Genomic DNA, 17,193 nt, shown 5'->3' on the forward strand with positions numbered 1-17,193 from the left:
TTGCGCGGTGCAAACCCTTGCCGCCCCCCACTTGATCCGATAGGGAAAGCAGCCAACACGCTGACAGTCCGGAATGCTCCCATGACCGAGAAACAGAAGAAACCGCAGAAGCTCAAGGCGCGCCTGCCGCGCGGCTTTGTCGATCGCTCCGCCGCCGATATCCGTGCGACCGACGAAATGATCGGCAAGATCCGGGCTGTCTACGAGCATTATGGTTTCGATCCGGTCGAAACGCCGCTGTTCGAATATACCGATGCGCTCGGCAAGTTCCTGCCGGACAGCGACCGGCCGAACGAAGGCGTCTTCTCGCTGACGGACGACGACGACCAGTGGATGTCGCTGCGCTACGACCTGACGGCGCCGCTCGCCCGTCACGTTGCCGAGAATTTCAACGAGATCCAGCTGCCGTTCCGCACCTATCGCGCCGGCTACGTCTTCCGCAACGAAAAGCCGGGTCCGGGCCGCTTCCGCCAGTTCATGCAGTTCGACGCCGATACCGTCGGTGCCGCCGGCGTCCAGGCGGATGCCGAAATGTGCATGATGATGGCCGACACCATGGAAGCCCTCGGCATCGCGCGCGGCGACTACGTGATCCGCGTCAATAACCGCAAGGTGCTCGACGGCGTCATGGAGGCGATCGGTCTCGGCGGTGACGACAAGGCGAACGCGCGCCTGACGGTGCTGCGCGCCATCGACAAGCTTGACAAGTTCGGCACCGAAGGCGTGCGGCTCCTGCTCGGCGAAGGCCGCAAGGATGAGAGCGGCGACTTCACCAAGGGCGCCGGCCTGAGTGCCGAGCAGATCGACAAGGTGCTCTTCTTCGTCGGCATCAAGGACTATGCCGAAAGCGCTGCCGAGCTCGCGGCCCTCGTTGCGGGAACGTCGAAGGGCGGCGAAGGCGTCGAAGAACTGAACACGATCCGCAGTCTGGTTCTGAGCGTCGGCTACGAGGCCGATCGTATCAAGATCGACCCCTCGGTCGTGCGCGGTCTTGAATACTACACCGGCCCAGTCTTCGAGGCCGAGCTGCAGTTTGCCGTCACCAACGAGAAGGGCGAGAAGGTCGTCTTCGGTTCGGTTGGCGGCGGCGGCCGCTATGATGGCCTCGTGTCGCGCTTCATGGGCCAACCGGTGCCGGCCACCGGTTTCTCGATCGGCGTTTCCCGTCTGATGACGGCGCTGAAGAACCTCGGCAAGCTCGGCGCGTCGGAAGTGCTCGCCCCGGTCGTCGTCTGTGTCATGGACCGCGACATCGAAAGCATGGGACACTACCAGCGTTTCGTGCAGCAGCTGCGCCACGCCGGCATCCGCGCTGAGATGTACCAGGGCAACAAGAAGAATTTTGGCGATCAGCTGAAATATGCCGACCGCCGCGGCTCGCCGCTGGCGATCATCCAGGGTGGCGACGAACGCGCCGCCGGTGTCGTGCAGATCAAGGATCTGATCGAGGGCAAGCGCCTGTCGGGCGAGATCGAGGACAATGCGGCCTGGCGCGAGGCGCGCGTGGCCCAGGTTTCCGTTCCGACCGCCGAGCTGGTCAAAAAGGTACGCGAGATGCTGGCGGCGCAGGCCGAGGATCGGGCAAGGGGCTGACGGTCATGGCCCTCATCAATCTGCCTGCCTTCGCCGACGATCTGCTTGCCGACTTTGAAAGCCTTGGCACGCTGCGTGTCGACACACCGGTGATCCAGCCGGCCGAACCCTTCCTCGCCATGGCTGGCGAGGATCTGCGCCGCCGTATCTTCATGACCGAGAGCGAGACCGGCGAAAGCCTCTGCCTGCGCCCGGAATTCACCATTCCCGTTTGCCTCCGCCACATCGAGACGGTGACCGGCACGCCGAAGCGCTACGCCTATCTCGGCGAGGTCTTCCGCCAGCGCCGCGAGGGCGGCAACGAATTTTACCAGGCCGGCATCGAGGATCTCGGCGATACGGATATCGCCACAGCCGATGCACGCATTGTCGGTGACGCGATGCGTGTCGTTGCCAACCGCTTGCCGGGCCGGGGTCTCAACGTGACGCTCGGTGACCAGGCGGTGTTCGAAGCCGTCGTCGGCGCCTGCGGCCTGCCGGTCGGCTGGCAGAAGCGGCTGATCCATGCCTTTGGCGACCAGAAGCACCTGCAGAAGCTGCTCACCGAACTCGCTCATCCGCGGACGGTCGGTGTCTTCGGTCCCGAGGTCGTGCGCCTGTCGATGGACGGATTGCTTGAGGATGAAGCCCGCCTCATCGCCCATATCGCCGAAACGATGGAATCGACCGGCTACTCCACCAATGCCAGCCGCTCGCCGCAGGACATCGCCCGGCGGCTGAAGGAAAAGATGGAGCTGGCGAACACGCAGCTCGATCGCAAGACGCTGGACCAGGTTGGCGCGTTCCTGGCGCTCGACGTTCCGCTCGCCGATGCTCCGGCGGCACTCTTCGCCTTCGCGCAGAAGTCCGGCCTCAAGCTCGATGAGGCGCTCGCCCGCTTCGATGCCCGTGTCGCAGCACTTTCCGCGGCCGGTGCCGACATCGGCGCGATCCGCTACCGCGCGGCCTTCGGTCGTCCGCTCGACTATTACACAGGCCTCGTCTTCGAGGTCGAAGTCGCCGGCATTCAGGCAGTTCTGGCCGGCGGAGGTCGCTTTGACCGGCTGCTGACGCTGCTCGGCGCCCGCGAACACATTCCCGCTGTCGGTTTCTCGCTCTGGCTCGACCGCATCGAAAAGGCGATTACCTCCCAGGGAGGCGTTCAATGACCATCACCATCGCGCTGCCGTCCAAGGGGCGGATGAAGGATGACGCCTCGGCGATCTTTGAGCGGGCCGGAATGAAGATCGTCGCCGTCGGCAACGATCGCTCCTATCGCGGCCGGGTCGAAGGTTCTGATGATGTGGAGATCGCGTTCCTGTCGGCCTCCGAGATTTCCCGCGAACTTGGCAATGGCTCGATCGATTTCGGCGTCACCGGCGAAGACCTGGTGCGCGAGGGGCTCGCCAATGCCGATGCCCGCGTCGAGTTCTGCGCCCGTCTCGGCTTCGGTCATGCCGATGTCGTCGTCGCAGTGCCGGAGATTTGGTACGACGTCGACACCATGGCCGATCTCGGCGACGTTGCCGCCGACTTCCGTGCCCGCCATGGCCGCCGCCTGGCGATCGCGACCAAGTACTGGCGACTGACGCAGAACCATTTCTCGGGAAGCCACGGCATCCAGCTCTATCGCATCGTCGAAAGCCTCGGTGCGACCGAAGGCGCGCCGGCGTCCGGCTCGGCCGACATCATCGTCGATATCACCTCGACCGGCTCGACGCTGAAGGCGAACCATCTGAAGATCCTGACGGACGGCGTGATCCTGCGTTCCGAGGCCTGCCTGGTGCGGGCGCGTAAATCGGCGCATGCCGGCGATCCGGTCGTGGCACGGGTTATTGCGGCGGTTCGCGGCGTGCTTTGACGCTGCGAACGGGGCAGGGCGGAGCCTACGGCTATCTCGCTGGCCCCGTGGACTGCAAAAATTAAAGTAGGGCCCTCACAAAGCGCGCCCTCCGCTCCTATGTAAGGCGTGCAGACGGCGCCCTTGCCGCTTCGTTTCCAGGAGACCTTCATGGCCGATCTTTCCGCCTTTCCGATCACCAAGCGCTGGCCGGCGAAAAACCCCGATATTATCCAACTCTATTCGCTGCCGACGCCGAATGGCGTGAAGGTCTCGATCGCGCTCGAAGAGCTGGGTCTCGCCTACGAGCCTCACCGGGTTGCCTTCGATGCCAACGAGCAGAAATCGCCGGAGTTCGTCTCGCTCAATCCGAATGGCCGCATTCCGGCGATCATCGATCCCAATGGCCCGGACGGCAAGCCGATCGGCCTGTTCGAATCCGGCGCGATCCTGATCTATCTGGCGGAAAAGACCGGAAAACTGCTGCCGGCCGATGCGGCCGGTCGCTACGAGACCATCTGCTGGGTGATGTTCCAGATGGGTGGCATTGGCCCGATGCTCGGTCAGTTCGGTCATTTCTTCAAGTTCGCTGCCGATAAGGTCGCCAACAATTCCTATCCCGTCGAGCGTTACCGTGACGAAGCGAAGCGCCTTCTCGGTGTGCTGGAAGCGCGCCTTGAGGGGCGGCAATGGCTGATGGGTGATGATTACACGATCGCCGACATCGCCACCTACCCCTGGGTCGAAGGCGCGCGCAGGTTCTATGGCGGAGCCGAGGTCCTCGATTACAAGAGCTTTCCGAACGTGATGGCCTGGGTCGAGCGCGGCCTGTCGCGCCCGGCGGCTCTAAAGGGCATGGAAGTGCCGCGCAAGGAATAGCAATCACGACAGCCCTGTGCCTGAGTTGACGAAGCTCGGGCGCAAGGCTAGGCCTTGCTGTACAGACGAATAAGAAGCAGGTGAGAAGCGTGTCGGGAAGGCTTGTAGTTGTCGGTGGCGGTCAGGCCGCCTTTGCCCTGGTTGCCAAGCTGCGTGCCCTCAAGGACGAGCGGCCGATCACCATCGTCGCCTCCGAAGCGAGCCTGCCCTACCAGCGCCCGCCGCTTTCCAAAAAATATCTCTTGCGCGAGATGAGCCTCGACCGGCTGCTCTATCGGCCGGAGGCCTGGTACGGCGAGCACAATGTCGACATACGGCTCGAGACGATCGTGACCGGCCTTGATCGCGCCGGCAAGCGCGTGACGCTCAGCGACGGGACCTCGCTCGAATACGAGGTGCTCGCCTTTGCGACCGGCGCCACGCCGCGCCGGTTGCCGGCTTCCGTCGGCGGTGATCTCGACGGCGTGTTCGTCGTGCGCGACTTCCAGGACGCGGATCGCCTTGCCGAGGAAATGAAGCCCGGCCGTCGCGCCCTGGTCGTCGGCGGCGGTTATATCGGCCTTGAAGCGGCGGCGGTCGCCCGGACCTGCGGGCTCGAGGTCACGGTCATCGAGATGGCCGACCGCATCCTGCAGCGCGTTGCCTCATCGGCGACATCCGGCCTGGTGCGCGATATTCACCACGCCCGCGGCGTAGATATCCGCGAGGGGACCGGGCTCAATCGTCTCATCGGCGAAAGCGGCCGGGTGACCGCAGCGGAACTTTCCGATGGGTCGAGATTGCCGGTCGACGTCGTCATTGTCGGGATCGGTGTCACTGCCAATGACCGCCTGGCGCATGATGCCGGCCTCGAAACCGCCGGCGGCATCGTCGTCGATGCCTTCGGGCGAACTGCCGACCCGGCGATCTTCGCTATGGGCGATTGTGCCGTGCTTCCCTGGGAGGACCTGCGCATCCGGCTGGAATCGGTGCAGAACGCCGTCGACCAGGCCGAGGCCGTTGCGGCAATCCTCGCCGGCAGCGAGCACCCTTACGAACCCAAGCCCTGGTTCTGGTCCGACCAGTACGACGTCAAGCTGCAGATCGCCGGCTTTGGACTCGGTCATGACGAAACCATCGTCAGGCCCGGTCAGCGCGAGGGCAGTGTGTCCGTCTGGTACTTTAAGCAGGGACGCTTCGTGGCGGTCGATGCGATCAATGACGCCAAGGCCTATGTGACGGGCAAGAAGCTCCTCGAGACCGGCATCAATCCCGACCGGGCCGTCATTGCCGATCCGCAATCGGACCTCAAGGCGCTGCTATCGCAGCCCTGAGCGGGACCACGCCTGGCCGCGCTTTCCACCTGCTGCAACTTGCAGGCGGTCAGATTTCAATTTTCGTTAACGACGAAACGACTGTTTGGCCACGCAACTGTGGGCCGGAGCGACGATTTATCATTTCCTTAAATCACCTGACGTCAACACAGGCCGCTTAACTGGAGGCGAAAGGTCTCGTTTCCCGGCGGTTGTTGATTTAGGCGATTGCGATGTTCAAGGTTCTTACATGCCTCGTGGTGGAGCATAATCCGAAGCTGGTCGCGTTGGCGGCGCTCATATGCTTCCTGTCCAGCTACGGCGCGGTGGCGCTGTTGCAGCGCGCGCGTGGATCTTCCGGCAAGGCGCGGACGATCTGGGCGGTGGCTGCAGGCATTGCCAGCGGCTTCGGCATCTGGGCCACCCACTTCATCGCCATGCTTGCCTACGACCCCGGGGTCGTCCTTGGCTACCAGACGGACCTGACGGCCCTGTCGTTGGCCGTTGCGATCGTGCTGACCACGACGGCGCTGCTGATCGCGACCTGCGTGCAGGATCGGCAGGCGTGGATTGCCGGCGGCCTGGTGCTCGGCGCCGGTGTTGCCTGCATGCATTTCCTCGGCATGGCGGCCCTCGATGTTCCCGGCAACCTGCGCTGGGACGCCACGCTCGTTGTCGCGTCGATCGTGCTCGGCTCGCTGTTCGACATCGGCGCACTCGGCACGATTGCCTGTATGGGCAAGCCGCTGAAGGCGAAGATCATCGCGACGCTCCTGATGACGCTCGGCATCGTCGCGCTGCACTTCACCGCCATGGGCGCCGTGACGATCGAAGTCGGTCTCATCACCCCGACCTATGAAGGCATGATCCAGCCGCACTTGCTCGCCTTCGTCATTGCCGGAACCGCCTTCTTCCTTCTGTCCCTGGTGCTGGTTGCCGCCGGCTTTGCCCATCATGCCGAGCTCTCCGCCGCCGCAACCGAACGGGAGTTCACGCGCTTCGTCCGCAGCGTGAAGGACTACGCGATCTACATGCTCGACGTCGATGGCCGCGTGGCGAGCTGGAATGCCGGCGCCGAGGCCAACAAGGGTTATGCCGCCGAGGAAATCATCGGCAAGAATTTCGCCTGCTTCTATTCGGACGACGATCAGCGCGATGGCCTGCCGCGCCGCGCGCTTGAGGTTGCCATGGTCGAGGGCAAGTTTGAGAACGAGGGTTGGCGCTATCGCAAGGACGGCTCTCGCTTCTGGGCGCATGTGGTGATCGATCCGTTCCTGGACGAGCAGGGCAAGCACGCCGGCTTCATCAAGATCGTCAAGGACACCACCAAGGCGAAGGCCGATGCCGATCGCATCGCTGAGGTCAGCAACAACCTCGATGTCGCGCTCGAGAACATGTCGCAGGGTATCTGCCTGTTCGATAGCGATGACCGGCTGCTCCTGTCGAACCGACGCTGCCGCGAGATCTTCGGCTTCTCCGAAACGCTTGCCGGCAAAGGCCTGACCTTCCGCGAGATCGTCGATATCGTCTTCGCCCGCATTTACGCCGAGCCCGAAATTGCGCGAGCCAAGGCCGAGGAACTCTATCAGAAACACCGGATCGAAATGGTCGGCAAGGGCGGTGGCGATATCGTCGAGAAGCTCGCCAACGGCCGCTCGATCCTGACCAAGCACCGCACGCTGCCCGATGGTGGCTGGGTCAGCACCTATGAAGACATTACCGAGCGCCTGGATACCGAGGAACAGATCACCTTCCTTGCGCGTCACGACAGCCTGACGGGCCTGCCGAACCGGTTGCAGTTCAGCAGCTACCTCGAAGAGGAACTGGATGCGGCCGCCTGGTTCAACCGCAAGGTTGCCGTCATCGGCATCGACCTCAACAAATTCAAGGAAGTCAACGACCTGCACGGTCATGCCGCCGGCGATTTCGTGCTGGTGACGATTGCCCAGCGCGTGAAGGGCCTGTTGCAGGAAGGCGAGTTCGTGGCGCGCCTCGGCGGCGACGAGTTCGCCGCGGTCAAACGCTTCGAGGAACTGGCCGAACTCAACGACTTCCTGCGGCGGATCGAGAAGAGCTTGCACGAGGGGGAAATGCGCTTCGGCGATTTCGAGCTGAAATCCGGCGGCAGCATGGGCGTCGCCATCTACCCGCAGGATGCGGAAACGGCCGATACGCTGATCAACAATGCCGACCTTGCGATGTACCGGGCGAAGGCCGCGCTCAACCAGACCGTCTGCTTCTACGAGGTTTCGATGGACGAGGCTGCCCGCCAGCGGCGCGCACTTGCCAACGATCTCTGGGATTCCGTCGACAAGAAGCAGCTTGCTCTGCACTACCAGGTGCAGAAGTCGGTGATGACCGGCGTCGTCATCGGCTACGAGGTGCTCCTGCGCTGGCATCATCCCGAACGCGGCATGGTGCCGCCCAGCGAATTCATTCCACTCGCCGAAGAGTGCGGTGCAATCCTGCCGATCGGCGAGTGGGTGCTGCGCGAAGCCTGCCGCGAGGCGGCTGGCTGGGAGAGCAACCACAAGATCGCGGTCAACCTGTCGCCGGTCCAGCTCGCCAATGGCGATATCGTCAGCCTGGTGCAGGACGTGCTTGCCGAGACCGGGCTCAATCCGAACCGGTTGGAGCTTGAGATCACGGAGTCGACGATCATCGACGACAAGGAGCGCGCGCTGCTGACCCTGCGTCAGATCAAGGAGCTCGGCGTGACGATCGCGATCGACGATTTCGGCACCGGGTACTCGTCGCTTGAAACGCTCCGCTCCTTCCCCTTCGACAAGATCAAGCTCGACAAGAGCTTCATGTGGGAAGTGGAGGGCAGCCCGCAGGCCAAGGCGATCGTCCGCGCCATCCTGGCGCTCGGACAGAGCCTGTCGGTGCCGGTCCTTGCCGAGGGCGTCGAGACGCAGACGCAGCTCGATATCCTGCAGGCGGAAGGCTGCGACGAGGCACAGGGCTATCTGCTCGGCCGGCCGGCCCCGATAACGCTCCTGTTCAGCGGCGACGAAGAGGCGGCCGCCGCCTGATCGGCGGACGTCATCATCGCGAGGGTCGCGTCCATGGCGAGCGCCTTGTCTGCGCGAACTGTCGGCCGGGTCAGGCTTGCGCTATTGCCGCAGCAACGTCCGGCCGGCGCCTTCCACCAGGAAGCGCGGGAAGAAGAAGACACCCGTTATCGTGCCGGAATAGCGCTGTTCGAGGCCTGAGGATTCGCCGATGCAGAACAGCGGCTGTTTCTGGCCGTGCTCTTCGAGTGCGATCGTCGTCGAAAAGCAGAAGGATGAGCAGCTTGTCGCCGCCTGCTCGAAAAGCTCGAGCACGTGGTTGCGGTCGGCTGGGTCGTAGCAGCGCACGAAGTTGAGCAGGCCGCATTCGCCGTCGCGCAGGCCATGGATGGCGGCAGCTTTCTCGCCAAGCCGGAACAGCCCCGTGGACAAGTCGCCCGACCAGCCTTCCGCCGCACAGAACTGTTGCAGGAACTCATGATGTGGCAGGTCGAGGTGCGGCTGTCCCGGAGAGCCGAGGGGAACGGAATTTGCTCTCGTGATCTTGAACACGGTCTACCCCAGCAGCATTCCTGGACATCGTCTTCGACGCCCCAGGAAACACGTCCTATTGTGCAAATTCCGCCCAACCATCCACCAATGCAAGAGTACACGCCACCTATTGCGGGCGTTTGTTCAACTCGAAAGGTCGCGAGATAGTAATGAAGCTCGCCTACGAAGTAATTTCGTCGGCGAGGTCGGCTCAATTTGCGATTAAATACTTATATGCTTTTCGTGATATTCTCGAAGAGGTCTCGGATGTTCGGTTAGTGCGAAAAAGCTTCGGCAATTGTTCGCCCGCTTGAGTTCGCTACCCGATCTCCCATCAATCTCCGCCCACTTGGGGCGCTGTTATAGTTCGTTTTTTTTCGACTTCAACGGTTTTTTGAAACCGGACTACAACCGGCGGCTTTTTTCTGCGGAGAGATTGGCGGGGGGCTCGCCCAGCCGCGAACGGCATTGATAAAAAACGAGAAAGGGCGACCCGAGGGCCGCCCTTCCGATCCGGATGGATCGCTAATGTGAAAAGGCTATCGCCTTATCACATCATGTCCATTCCACCCATGCCGCCCATGCCGCCCGGCATGCCAGCAGGTGCATCCTTCTTCGGCAGTTCGGCGATCATGGCTTCCGTCGTGACGAGGAGGCCGGCAACCGAAGCTGCGTCCTGAAGGGCGGTGCGAACGACCTTGACCGGGTCGATGATGCCCATGGCGATCATGTCGCCATATTCGCCGGTCTGGGCGTTGTAGCCGAAGTTGTCCTGGTCCTTGTCGAGGATCTTCCCGACAACGATCGAAGCTTCGTCACCAGCGTTCTCTGCGATCTGGCGGGCCGGAGCCTGCAGAGCGCGACGAACGATGTTGATGCCGGCTTCCTGGTCGTCGTTGGCACCCTTGACGGTGATCTTGACGGAAGAACGCAGCAGGGCAACGCCGCCGCCCGGTACGATGCCTTCCTGAACAGCAGCGCGCGTCGCGTTGAGAGCGTCGTCGATGCGGTCCTTCTTTTCCTTCACTTCGACTTCCGTCGAGCCGCCAACGCGGATCACGGCAACGCCGCCAGCGAGCTTGGCAAGACGTTCCTGCAGCTTTTCGCGGTCGTAGTCGGAGGTGGTTTCTTCGATCTGGGCCTTGATCTGGGCAACGCGGCCTTCGATGTCGGCCTTCTGGCCGGCGCCGTCGACGATCGTCGTGTTTTCCTTGGAGATCGAAACCTTCTTCGCACGGCCGAGCATGTCGAGCGTGACGTTTTCGAGCTTGATGCCGAGGTCTTCGGAGATCACGGTGCCGCCCGTCAGGATGGCGATGTCTTCGAGCATGGCCTTGCGGCGATCGCCGAAGCCCGGAGCCTTGACAGCAGCAATCTTCAGGCCGCCACGCAGCTTGTTGACGACGAGCGTTGCAAGAGCTTCGCCTTCTACGTCTTCAGCGATGATCAGGAGCGGCTTGCCGGTCTGAACGACAGCTTCGAGAACCGGGAGCATGGCCTGGAGGTTCGAGAGCTTCTTCTCGTGGAGGAGAACGAAGACGTCGTCGAGGTCAGCGACCATCTTTTCCGGGTTGGTGACGAAGTAGGGGCTGAGGTAGCCGCGGTCGAACTGCATGCCTTCGACGACTTCGAGTTCGGTTTCGGCGGTCTTGGCTTCTTCAACCGTGATGACGCCTTCGTTGCCGACCTTCTGCATCGCTTCAGCAATGTCGAGGCCGATCTGACGCTCGCCGTTTGCCGAGATCGTGCCGACCTGTGCGACTTCTTCCGAAGTGTTGATCTTCTTGGCCTTGGCCTGGAGATCCTTGACGACTTCGGTGACGGCGAGGTCGATACCGCGCTTCAGGTCCATCGGGTTCATGCCGGCAGCAACGGCCTTGGCGCCTTCGCGAACGATCGCCTGGGCAAGAACGGTTGCAGTCGTGGTGCCGTCGCCGGCGATGTCGTTGGTCTTCGAAGCAACTTCGCGGACCATCTGGGCGCCCATGTTTTCGAACTTGTCTTCGAGTTCGATTTCCTTGGCGACCGATACGCCGTCCTTGGTGATGCGCGGAGCGCCGAAGGACTTGTCGATGATGACGTTACGACCCTTCGGGCCGAGCGTGACCTTTACCGCGTCAGCGAGGATGTCGACGCCACGCAGCATCTTTTCGCGCGCGGTGCGGCCGAACTTGATTTCTTTTGCAGCCATTAGAGAAAACTCCCGGGCTCATTGCCCATTGGTTGTCATAAAAAGGGGTGGACGACGGCTGATCAGCCGATGATGCCCATGATGTCGGCTTCCTTCATGATCAGAAGGTCTTCGCCGTTGATCTTGACTTCGGTGCCCGACCACTTGCCGAACAGAACGCGGTCGCCAGCCTTGACGTCGAGAGCAACAACCTTGCCGCTTTCGTCACGGGCGCCCGAACCGACGGCGACGATTTCGCCTTCCTGCGGCTTTTCCTTGGCGGTGTCCGGAATGATGATACCGCCCTTGGTCTTCTCTTCAGACTCGACGCGGCGAACGACGACGCGGTCGTGCAGCGGGCGGAAGTTGGTGCTTGCCATTAGTCTAATCCCTCGATCAAATGACATTACGGATCGCTGATCGACCCGATGGATGGGTGTTAGCACTCTCATTTATCGAGTGCTAGCGATGCCGAGATAAGCCTGGGTATGGGGTGAGTCAAGGATCGGCGCCTAGATTTTTTGCCGGCGGCAGTAGCCTTGGGCGAGCGCAGCAGGCGAGGGCGTAGGCAGCCTAGCCCCATTCTTGGCGAAATGTAGGCGATCGCGTCGACGAATGGCATTGGCGGGATTTTGACGGTTGATAACCGCTACAAAGTGCTTTGGCGAAGCGGGCGGCATCGGCAATGCACTTTTCTTTGACGCCCGACACCGCCGGAATCCTTGGGAGGGGGCGCCTTTTTCGGGCGCCGAGACTTGTAATCTCCTGCCTTCCTTGCCATGCAAGCCGGAAACCGTGTTTGCAGGAAGCCAGAATGGCCGCAAGGATCAACAGTTTTCGGGAAATCGCTGCGCGCTACGACGTGGTGCTGTGCGATGTCTGGGGCGTTCTTCATAACGGCGTGCAGGCCTTTGCCTCCGCTTGCGAGGCGTTGGCCGAGGCGCGTGCCGCCGGCCTGACTGTGGTGCTGATCACCAACTCGCCGCGTCCGCATCCGGGTGTGAAGATCCAGATCCGCGGTCTCGGCGTGCCGGACGAAGCCTACGACCGGATCGTGACCTCGGGCGATGTGACCCGCGCGCTGATCGCCGCCGCCGCCAAAAAGATCTTCTTCATCGGTGCCGAGCGCGACCTGCCGCTGCTCGAAGGCCTGGGAACGCAGATCGTTTCGTCGGAAGATGCTGAGACGGTCGTTTGTGCCGGCTTCTATGACGACGAAACCGAAACGCCGGAGCATTACCGCGCGACACTGACGGGGCTTGCCAAGCGCAAGATCCCGTTCATCTGTGCCAATCCGGATCTGGTGGTCGAGCGCGGCCACAGGCTGATCCCCTGTGCCGGCGCAATCGCCAAGCTCTATGAAGAGCTCGGTGGCGAGGCGCGCATTGCCGGCAAGCCCTATATCGCCATCTACCGTGCGGCGCTGACGGAGGCGAAGGCCGTTCGTGGCGCGCTTGACCTGTCGCGTGTCATCGCCGTTGGCGACGGCATGCCGACGGACGTCAAGGGTGCCCAGGATGCCGGCTTCGATCTGCTCTATATCAGTGCCGGTATCCACGCCCAGGAATACATGAACGAAAGCCGCACCGACGAGGCGAAGCTCGCCGCCTTCCTGAAGAAGGAAGGCGCGTCGCCGAAATATTGGATGCCGCGGCTCGCCTGACGGGAAGACGGAGATGACGGTTTTTCATCGCAACGAGACCCGTGATCCGCTTCCGCAGCATCTGCGCGGCGGCGTCGTCGCGATCGGTAACTTCGACGGCGTGCACCGTGGTCACCAGTCGGTGCTCAATCGGGCGCTGGAGGAGGCCAATGCGCGCGGTGTGCCGGCGCTCGTGCTGACCTTCGAGCCGCATCCGAGAACCGTGTTCCGTCCGGAAACCCCGGTCTTCCGACTGACGCCGGCACCGCTGAAGGCGCGCATTCTCGAAGGCATGGGTTTCGGCGCCGTCATCGAGTATCCGTTCGACCGCACCTTCTCGCAGCTTTCCGCATCGGATTTTATCCACCGTATCCTGCTCGAATGGCTGCACGCCTCGCATGTCGTCACCGGTTTCGATTTTCACTTCGGCAAGGGGCGCGAGGGCGGCCCCGCCTTCCTGATGGCGGCCGGCGGCGATAACGGATTTGGCGTGACGCTCGTCGATGCCTTCCGCGACGAAAACGCATCGGTCATCTCGTCCAGTTACGTGCGCTCGCTGCTTGGCGAAGGTGATGTCTCGCAAGCTGCCGGCATGCTCGGCTATCGCTATCTGGTCGAGGCGGAAGTGATCGGCGGCAAGAAGCTCGGCCGCGAACTCGGCTTTCCCACCGCCAATATGCGGCTTGCGCCCGAGGTGGAACTGAGGCCTGGCATATACGCCGTGCGTTTCCGTCGGGCCGACGGCTCGCTCTACGACGGCGTCGCGAGCTTCGGGCGCCGCCCGACAGTCGATAGCGACGGTGAGCCCTTGCTCGAAACCTTCGTCTTCGACTTTTCGGGCAATCTCTACGGCGAGATCTGTGCGGTCACCTTCTTCGGCCACCTGCGCGACGAGCTGAAATTCGACGGGCTCGATCCGCTGGTGGCGCAGATCCGCCAGGACGAGGCAGAGGCGCGGGCGTTGCTCTCCGGTGTGCAGCCGCTCGGCGACATCGACCGCAAGCTCAACTTCGCCCGATAAAAGATTTCGGCGTTGCTGTGGCGGCGGACCTTTTCAAAAGCCCGAAAACGCCTTAAACAACCGGCCACCATGACCCGGCACCGTCGATTGATCATCGATCAGCGAATTATTGGCCCGGCCTTCCGCGCGCTTTAGTCAGCCGGAAGGTCCGGGATTTCGGCGTTTCCGACGCCCCAGTCATCTCTCGATACCGAGCCCATTTCGTATGCGCGGCCCCTCGCGCGAAGAAGCGATTGCAAAGACCATGACCGACACCGCTGAAAAGATCGACTACTCCTCGACCCTCTATCTGCCGCAGACGGAATTCCCGATGCGCGCCGGCCTGCCGCAGAAGGAGCCGGAAACGGTGGCCCGCTGGCAGCAGATGGGCCTCTACAAGAAGCTGCGCGCATCGGCCGCCGGCCGCGACAAGTTCGTGCTGCATGACGGCCCGCCCTATGCCAACGGCAACATCCACATCGGCCACGCGCTGAACAAGATCCTCAAGGACGTCATCAACCGCTCGTTCCAGATGCGCGGCTTTGACGCCAACTATGTGCCCGGCTGGGACTGCCACGGTCTGCCGATCGAGTGGAAGATCGAGGAGAAGTACCGCGAGAAGGGCCAGAACAAGGACGAGGTCCCTGTCAACGAATTCCGCAAGGAATGCCGTGATTTCGCCTCCGGCTGGATCCAGGTCCAGGCCGAGGAGTTCAAGCGCCTCGGCATCGAGGGCGACTTCGACAATCCCTACACGACGATGAACTTCCATGCGGAAGCCCGCATCGCCGGCGAATTGATGAAGATCGCCAAGCTCGGCCAGCTCTACCGCGGCTCCAAGCCGGTCATGTGGTCGGTCGTCGAGCGCACCGCGCTTGCCGAAGCCGAAGTCGAATATGCCGATGTCGAAAGCGACATGATCTGGGTGAAGTTCCCGGTCACCGAAGGTCCGGACAGCCTTGCCGGCAGCTTTGTCGTAATCTGGACGACCACGCCCTGGACCATCCCGGGCAACCGCGCCATCGCCTTCTCGTCGCGTTATGCCTATGGTCTCTACGAAGTGGCGACCGCCGAGAACGACTTCGGTCCGCAGCCGGGCGAGAAGCTGATCTTCGCCAAGCGCCTTGCGGACGAATCCGCAGCCAAGGCCAAGCTCACCTTCAACTTCGTTCGCGACCTCGAAGCCGACGAGCTGTCGTCGGTCACCTGCGCCCATCCGCTGCATGGTCTCGGCGGCGGCTACGCCTTCAAGGTGCCGCTACTCGACGGCGACCATGTGACCGACGACGCCGGTACGGGCTTCGTGCACACCGCCCCCGGCCACGGTCGCGAGGACTTTGATGCCTGGATGGACAGCGCCCGCGCGCTCGAAGCCCGCGGTATCTCCTCGGCGATCCCGTTCACGGTCGACGATGCCGGCTACTTCACTGCCGACGCCCATGGCTTCGGTCCCGATGCCGAAGGTGGCGCCGGCCGCGTCATCGACGACAAGGGCAAGAAGGGCGACGCCAACGATCGCGTCATCAAGGCGCTGATCGCCCGTCATGCGCTCTTTGCCCGCGGCCGCCTGAAGCATTCCTATCCGCATTCCTGGCGTTCCAAGAAGCCGGTGATCTTCCGCAACACACCGCAATGGTTCGTCTATATGGACAAGGCGTTCGGCGACGGATCGACGCTGCGTTCGCGTGCGCTTTCGGCGATCGACGACACCCGCTTCGTTCCCGGCGCCGGCCAGAACCGCCTGCGCGCGATGATCGAGGGACGCCCGGACTGGGTGCTCTCGCGTCAGCGCGCCTGGGGCGTGCCGATCGCGATCTTTGCCGACGACCAGGGTGAGATCCTGATCGACGAGGCCGTCAACGCCCGCATCCTCGACGCTTTCGAGCAGGAAGGTGCGGACGCCTGGTTTGCCGAAGGTGCCAAGGATCGCTTCCTCGGAAACGACCACGACCACGAAAAGTGGCACCAGGTCATGGACATCCTCGACGTCTGGTTCGATTCCGGTTCGACCCACACCTTTACGCTCGAAGACCGTCCGGACCTGAAGTGGCCGGCCGACGTCTATCTCGAAGGTTCGGACCAGCATCGCGGCTGGTTCCATTCCTCGCTGCTCGAGGCCTGCGCGACGCGCGGCCGCGCGCCCTACAACGCCGTTGTCACCCATGGCTTCACCATGGATGAGAAGGGCGAGAAGATGTCGAAGTCCAAGGGCAATACCGTCACCCCGCAGGAGGTGATGAAGGACGCCGGCGCCGACATCCTGCGCCTGTGGGTGATGACGACGGACTATTGGGAGGATCAGCGTCTCGGCAAGACGATCATCCAGACCAACATCGACGCCTATCGCAAGCTGCGCAACACGATCCGCTGGATGCTCGGCACGCTTGCCCACGACAAGGGTGAAGAGATCGCCTATGCCGACATGCCGGAACTCGAAAAGCTGATGCTGCATCGGCTGGCGGAACTCGATCAGCTTGTGCGCGAAGGCTACGATGCCTTCGACTTTAAGAAGATCGCCCGTGCGCTGATCGATTTCTCGAACGTCGAGCTCTCGGCTTTCTATTTCGACGTGCGCAAGGACGCGCTCTACTGCGACGCCCCGTCGAGCCTGCGCCGCCGTTCGGCGCTTGCCGTCATCCGCAAGCTCTTCGATTGCCTCGTCCTGTGGCTGGCGCCGATGCTGCCGTTCACCACGGAAGAAGCCTGGCTGTCGCGGAAGCCCGATGCGGTTTCGGTGCATCTCGAACAGTTCCCGGCGATCCCGGCGGAATGGAAGAACGATGCGCTCGAAGCCAAGTGGGACAAGATCCGCACGGTCCGCACCGTTGTCACCGGTGCGCTCGAGATCGAGCGCAAGGACAAGCGCATCGGCTCGTCGCTGGAAGCGGCTCCGGTCGTCCATGTCGCCGATCCGGAACTTTTGAAGGCGCTGGAAGGCCAGGACTTCGCGGAGATCTGCATCACTTCGGGCATCGTGATCGAAGCTGCGGAAGGCCCTGCGGAGGCGTTCCGCCTTGCCGACGTGGCCAAGGTGAGCGTCGTGCCGAAGCTTGCCGAAGGCCAGAAATGCGCCCGCTCCTGGCGGATCACGACCGATGTCGGTTCCGACCCGATCTACCCCGACGTGTCGGCCCGTGACGCCGCTGCCTTGCGCGAACTTGGTTTCAAGGCTTAACGCATTGTTACCGGATGAATTGCACTCGTTGCGTTCATCCGGTAAAACCTGCCCGAAATTTGGCGGATTTCTCCGCCA

Annotated in this window: 12 protein-coding genes; 9 read left to right on the forward strand and 3 right to left on the reverse strand. The window is 62.6% G+C overall.

Annotated features, from left to right (window positions below; all coding sequences use genetic code 11):
- Window positions 1-81: 81 nt before the first annotated feature.
- The 6 genes from hisS (at window position 82) to ACTJKE_RS00675 (ending at window position 8,618) form a co-directional block, all read left to right on the forward strand.
- Window positions 82-1,593, forward strand: a complete 1,512-nt coding sequence (hisS, locus tag ACTJKE_RS00650) for a histidine--tRNA ligase (RefSeq protein WP_440691030.1) — start codon at window positions 82-84, stop codon at window positions 1,591-1,593.
- 5 nt (window positions 1,594-1,598) lie between these two features.
- The gene (locus ACTJKE_RS00655) at window positions 1,599-2,741 is read left to right on the forward strand and encodes an ATP phosphoribosyltransferase regulatory subunit (protein ID WP_440659881.1); all 1,143 of its coding nucleotides are present in this window, start codon (window positions 1,599-1,601) and stop codon (window positions 2,739-2,741) included.
- Window positions 2,738-3,433: an ATP phosphoribosyltransferase gene (gene hisG, locus ACTJKE_RS00660; RefSeq protein WP_057250885.1), complete on the forward strand. Its 696-nt coding sequence runs from the start codon at window positions 2,738-2,740 to the stop codon at window positions 3,431-3,433. The genes ACTJKE_RS00655 and hisG overlap by 4 nt, the downstream gene beginning before the upstream one ends.
- A 150-nt stretch (window positions 3,434-3,583) precedes the next feature.
- Entirely contained in the window at window positions 3,584-4,291 is a 708-nt protein-coding gene (locus ACTJKE_RS00665) for a glutathione binding-like protein (protein WP_057250883.1), read from the forward strand.
- An 89-nt stretch (window positions 4,292-4,380) separates the two neighbouring features.
- Window positions 4,381-5,604, forward strand: a complete 1,224-nt coding sequence (locus tag ACTJKE_RS00670) for an NAD(P)/FAD-dependent oxidoreductase (RefSeq protein ID WP_440691032.1) — start codon at window positions 4,381-4,383, stop codon at window positions 5,602-5,604.
- A gap of 212 nt (window positions 5,605-5,816) precedes the next feature.
- Window positions 5,817-8,618 carry a bifunctional diguanylate cyclase/phosphodiesterase gene (locus tag ACTJKE_RS00675; RefSeq protein WP_440691034.1) on the forward strand — a complete coding sequence of 934 codons (2,802 nt, stop codon included), beginning with the start codon at window positions 5,817-5,819 and terminating at the stop codon, window positions 8,616-8,618.
- 81 nt (window positions 8,619-8,699) lie between these two features.
- Here the strand turns inward: ACTJKE_RS00675 and ACTJKE_RS00680 are convergent, their stop codons facing one another.
- The 3 genes from ACTJKE_RS00680 to groES form a co-directional block, all read right to left on the reverse strand.
- Complete coding sequence (locus tag ACTJKE_RS00680) at window positions 8,700-9,149, reverse strand: hypothetical protein (RefSeq protein WP_057250878.1); 450 nt, start codon at window positions 9,147-9,149, stop codon at window positions 8,700-8,702.
- Between the two features lie 529 nt (window positions 9,150-9,678).
- A complete protein-coding gene (gene groL, locus ACTJKE_RS00685) occupies window positions 9,679-11,319 on the reverse strand; it encodes a chaperonin GroEL (protein WP_057250876.1) in 1,641 nt (546 codons plus the stop codon).
- A 62-nt stretch (window positions 11,320-11,381) separates the two neighbouring features.
- Entirely contained in the window at window positions 11,382-11,678 is a 297-nt protein-coding gene (gene groES / locus ACTJKE_RS00690; protein ID WP_004675403.1) for a co-chaperone GroES, read from the reverse strand.
- Window positions 11,679-12,112: 434 nt separating this feature from the next.
- Between groES and ACTJKE_RS00695 the strand changes: the two genes are divergently transcribed.
- From ACTJKE_RS00695 to ileS, 3 genes are all read left to right on the forward strand, one after another.
- Window positions 12,113-12,961 carry a TIGR01459 family HAD-type hydrolase gene (locus ACTJKE_RS00695; protein WP_057250874.1) on the forward strand — a complete coding sequence of 283 codons (849 nt, stop codon included), beginning with the start codon at window positions 12,113-12,115 and terminating at the stop codon, window positions 12,959-12,961.
- A 13-nt stretch (window positions 12,962-12,974) separates the two neighbouring features.
- Window positions 12,975-13,961, forward strand: a complete 987-nt coding sequence (locus tag ACTJKE_RS00700) for a bifunctional riboflavin kinase/FAD synthetase (protein WP_058325440.1) — start codon at window positions 12,975-12,977, stop codon at window positions 13,959-13,961.
- Window positions 13,962-14,205: 244 nt separating this feature from the next.
- Window positions 14,206-17,115, forward strand: a complete 2,910-nt coding sequence (ileS, locus tag ACTJKE_RS00705; RefSeq protein WP_058325606.1) for an isoleucine--tRNA ligase — start codon at window positions 14,206-14,208, stop codon at window positions 17,113-17,115.
- Window positions 17,116-17,193 lie beyond the last annotated feature (78 nt).

Origin of the sequence: Ensifer sp. 22521 (assembly GCF_052044795.1) — a bacterium.
Classification (GTDB): domain Bacteria; phylum Pseudomonadota; class Alphaproteobacteria; order Rhizobiales; family Rhizobiaceae; genus Ensifer.

Bases quoted from the DNA above. Each gene is read 5' to 3' on its own strand.
- hisS (WP_440691030.1), top strand. From the start codon at position 82: ATGACCGAGAAACAGAAGAAACCGCAGAAGCTCAAGGCGCGCCTGCCG.
- ACTJKE_RS00655 (WP_440659881.1), top strand. From the start codon at position 1,599: ATGGCCCTCATCAATCTGCCTGCCTTCGCCGACGATCTGCTTGCCGAC.
- hisG (WP_057250885.1), top strand. From the start codon at position 2,738: ATGACCATCACCATCGCGCTGCCGTCCAAGGGGCGGATGAAGGATGAC.
- ACTJKE_RS00665 (WP_057250883.1), top strand. From the start codon at position 3,584: ATGGCCGATCTTTCCGCCTTTCCGATCACCAAGCGCTGGCCGGCGAAA.
- ACTJKE_RS00675 (WP_440691034.1), top strand. From the start codon at position 5,817: ATGTTCAAGGTTCTTACATGCCTCGTGGTGGAGCATAATCCGAAGCTG.
- groL (WP_057250876.1), bottom strand. From the start codon at position 11,319: ATGGCTGCAAAAGAAATCAAGTTCGGCCGCACCGCGCGCGAAAAGATG.
- groES (WP_004675403.1), bottom strand. From the start codon at position 11,678: ATGGCAAGCACCAACTTCCGCCCGCTGCACGACCGCGTCGTCGTTCGC.
- ACTJKE_RS00695 (WP_057250874.1), top strand. From the start codon at position 12,113: ATGGCCGCAAGGATCAACAGTTTTCGGGAAATCGCTGCGCGCTACGAC.
- ACTJKE_RS00700 (WP_058325440.1), top strand. From the start codon at position 12,975: ATGACGGTTTTTCATCGCAACGAGACCCGTGATCCGCTTCCGCAGCAT.
- ileS (WP_058325606.1), top strand. From the start codon at position 14,206: ATGACCGACACCGCTGAAAAGATCGACTACTCCTCGACCCTCTATCTG.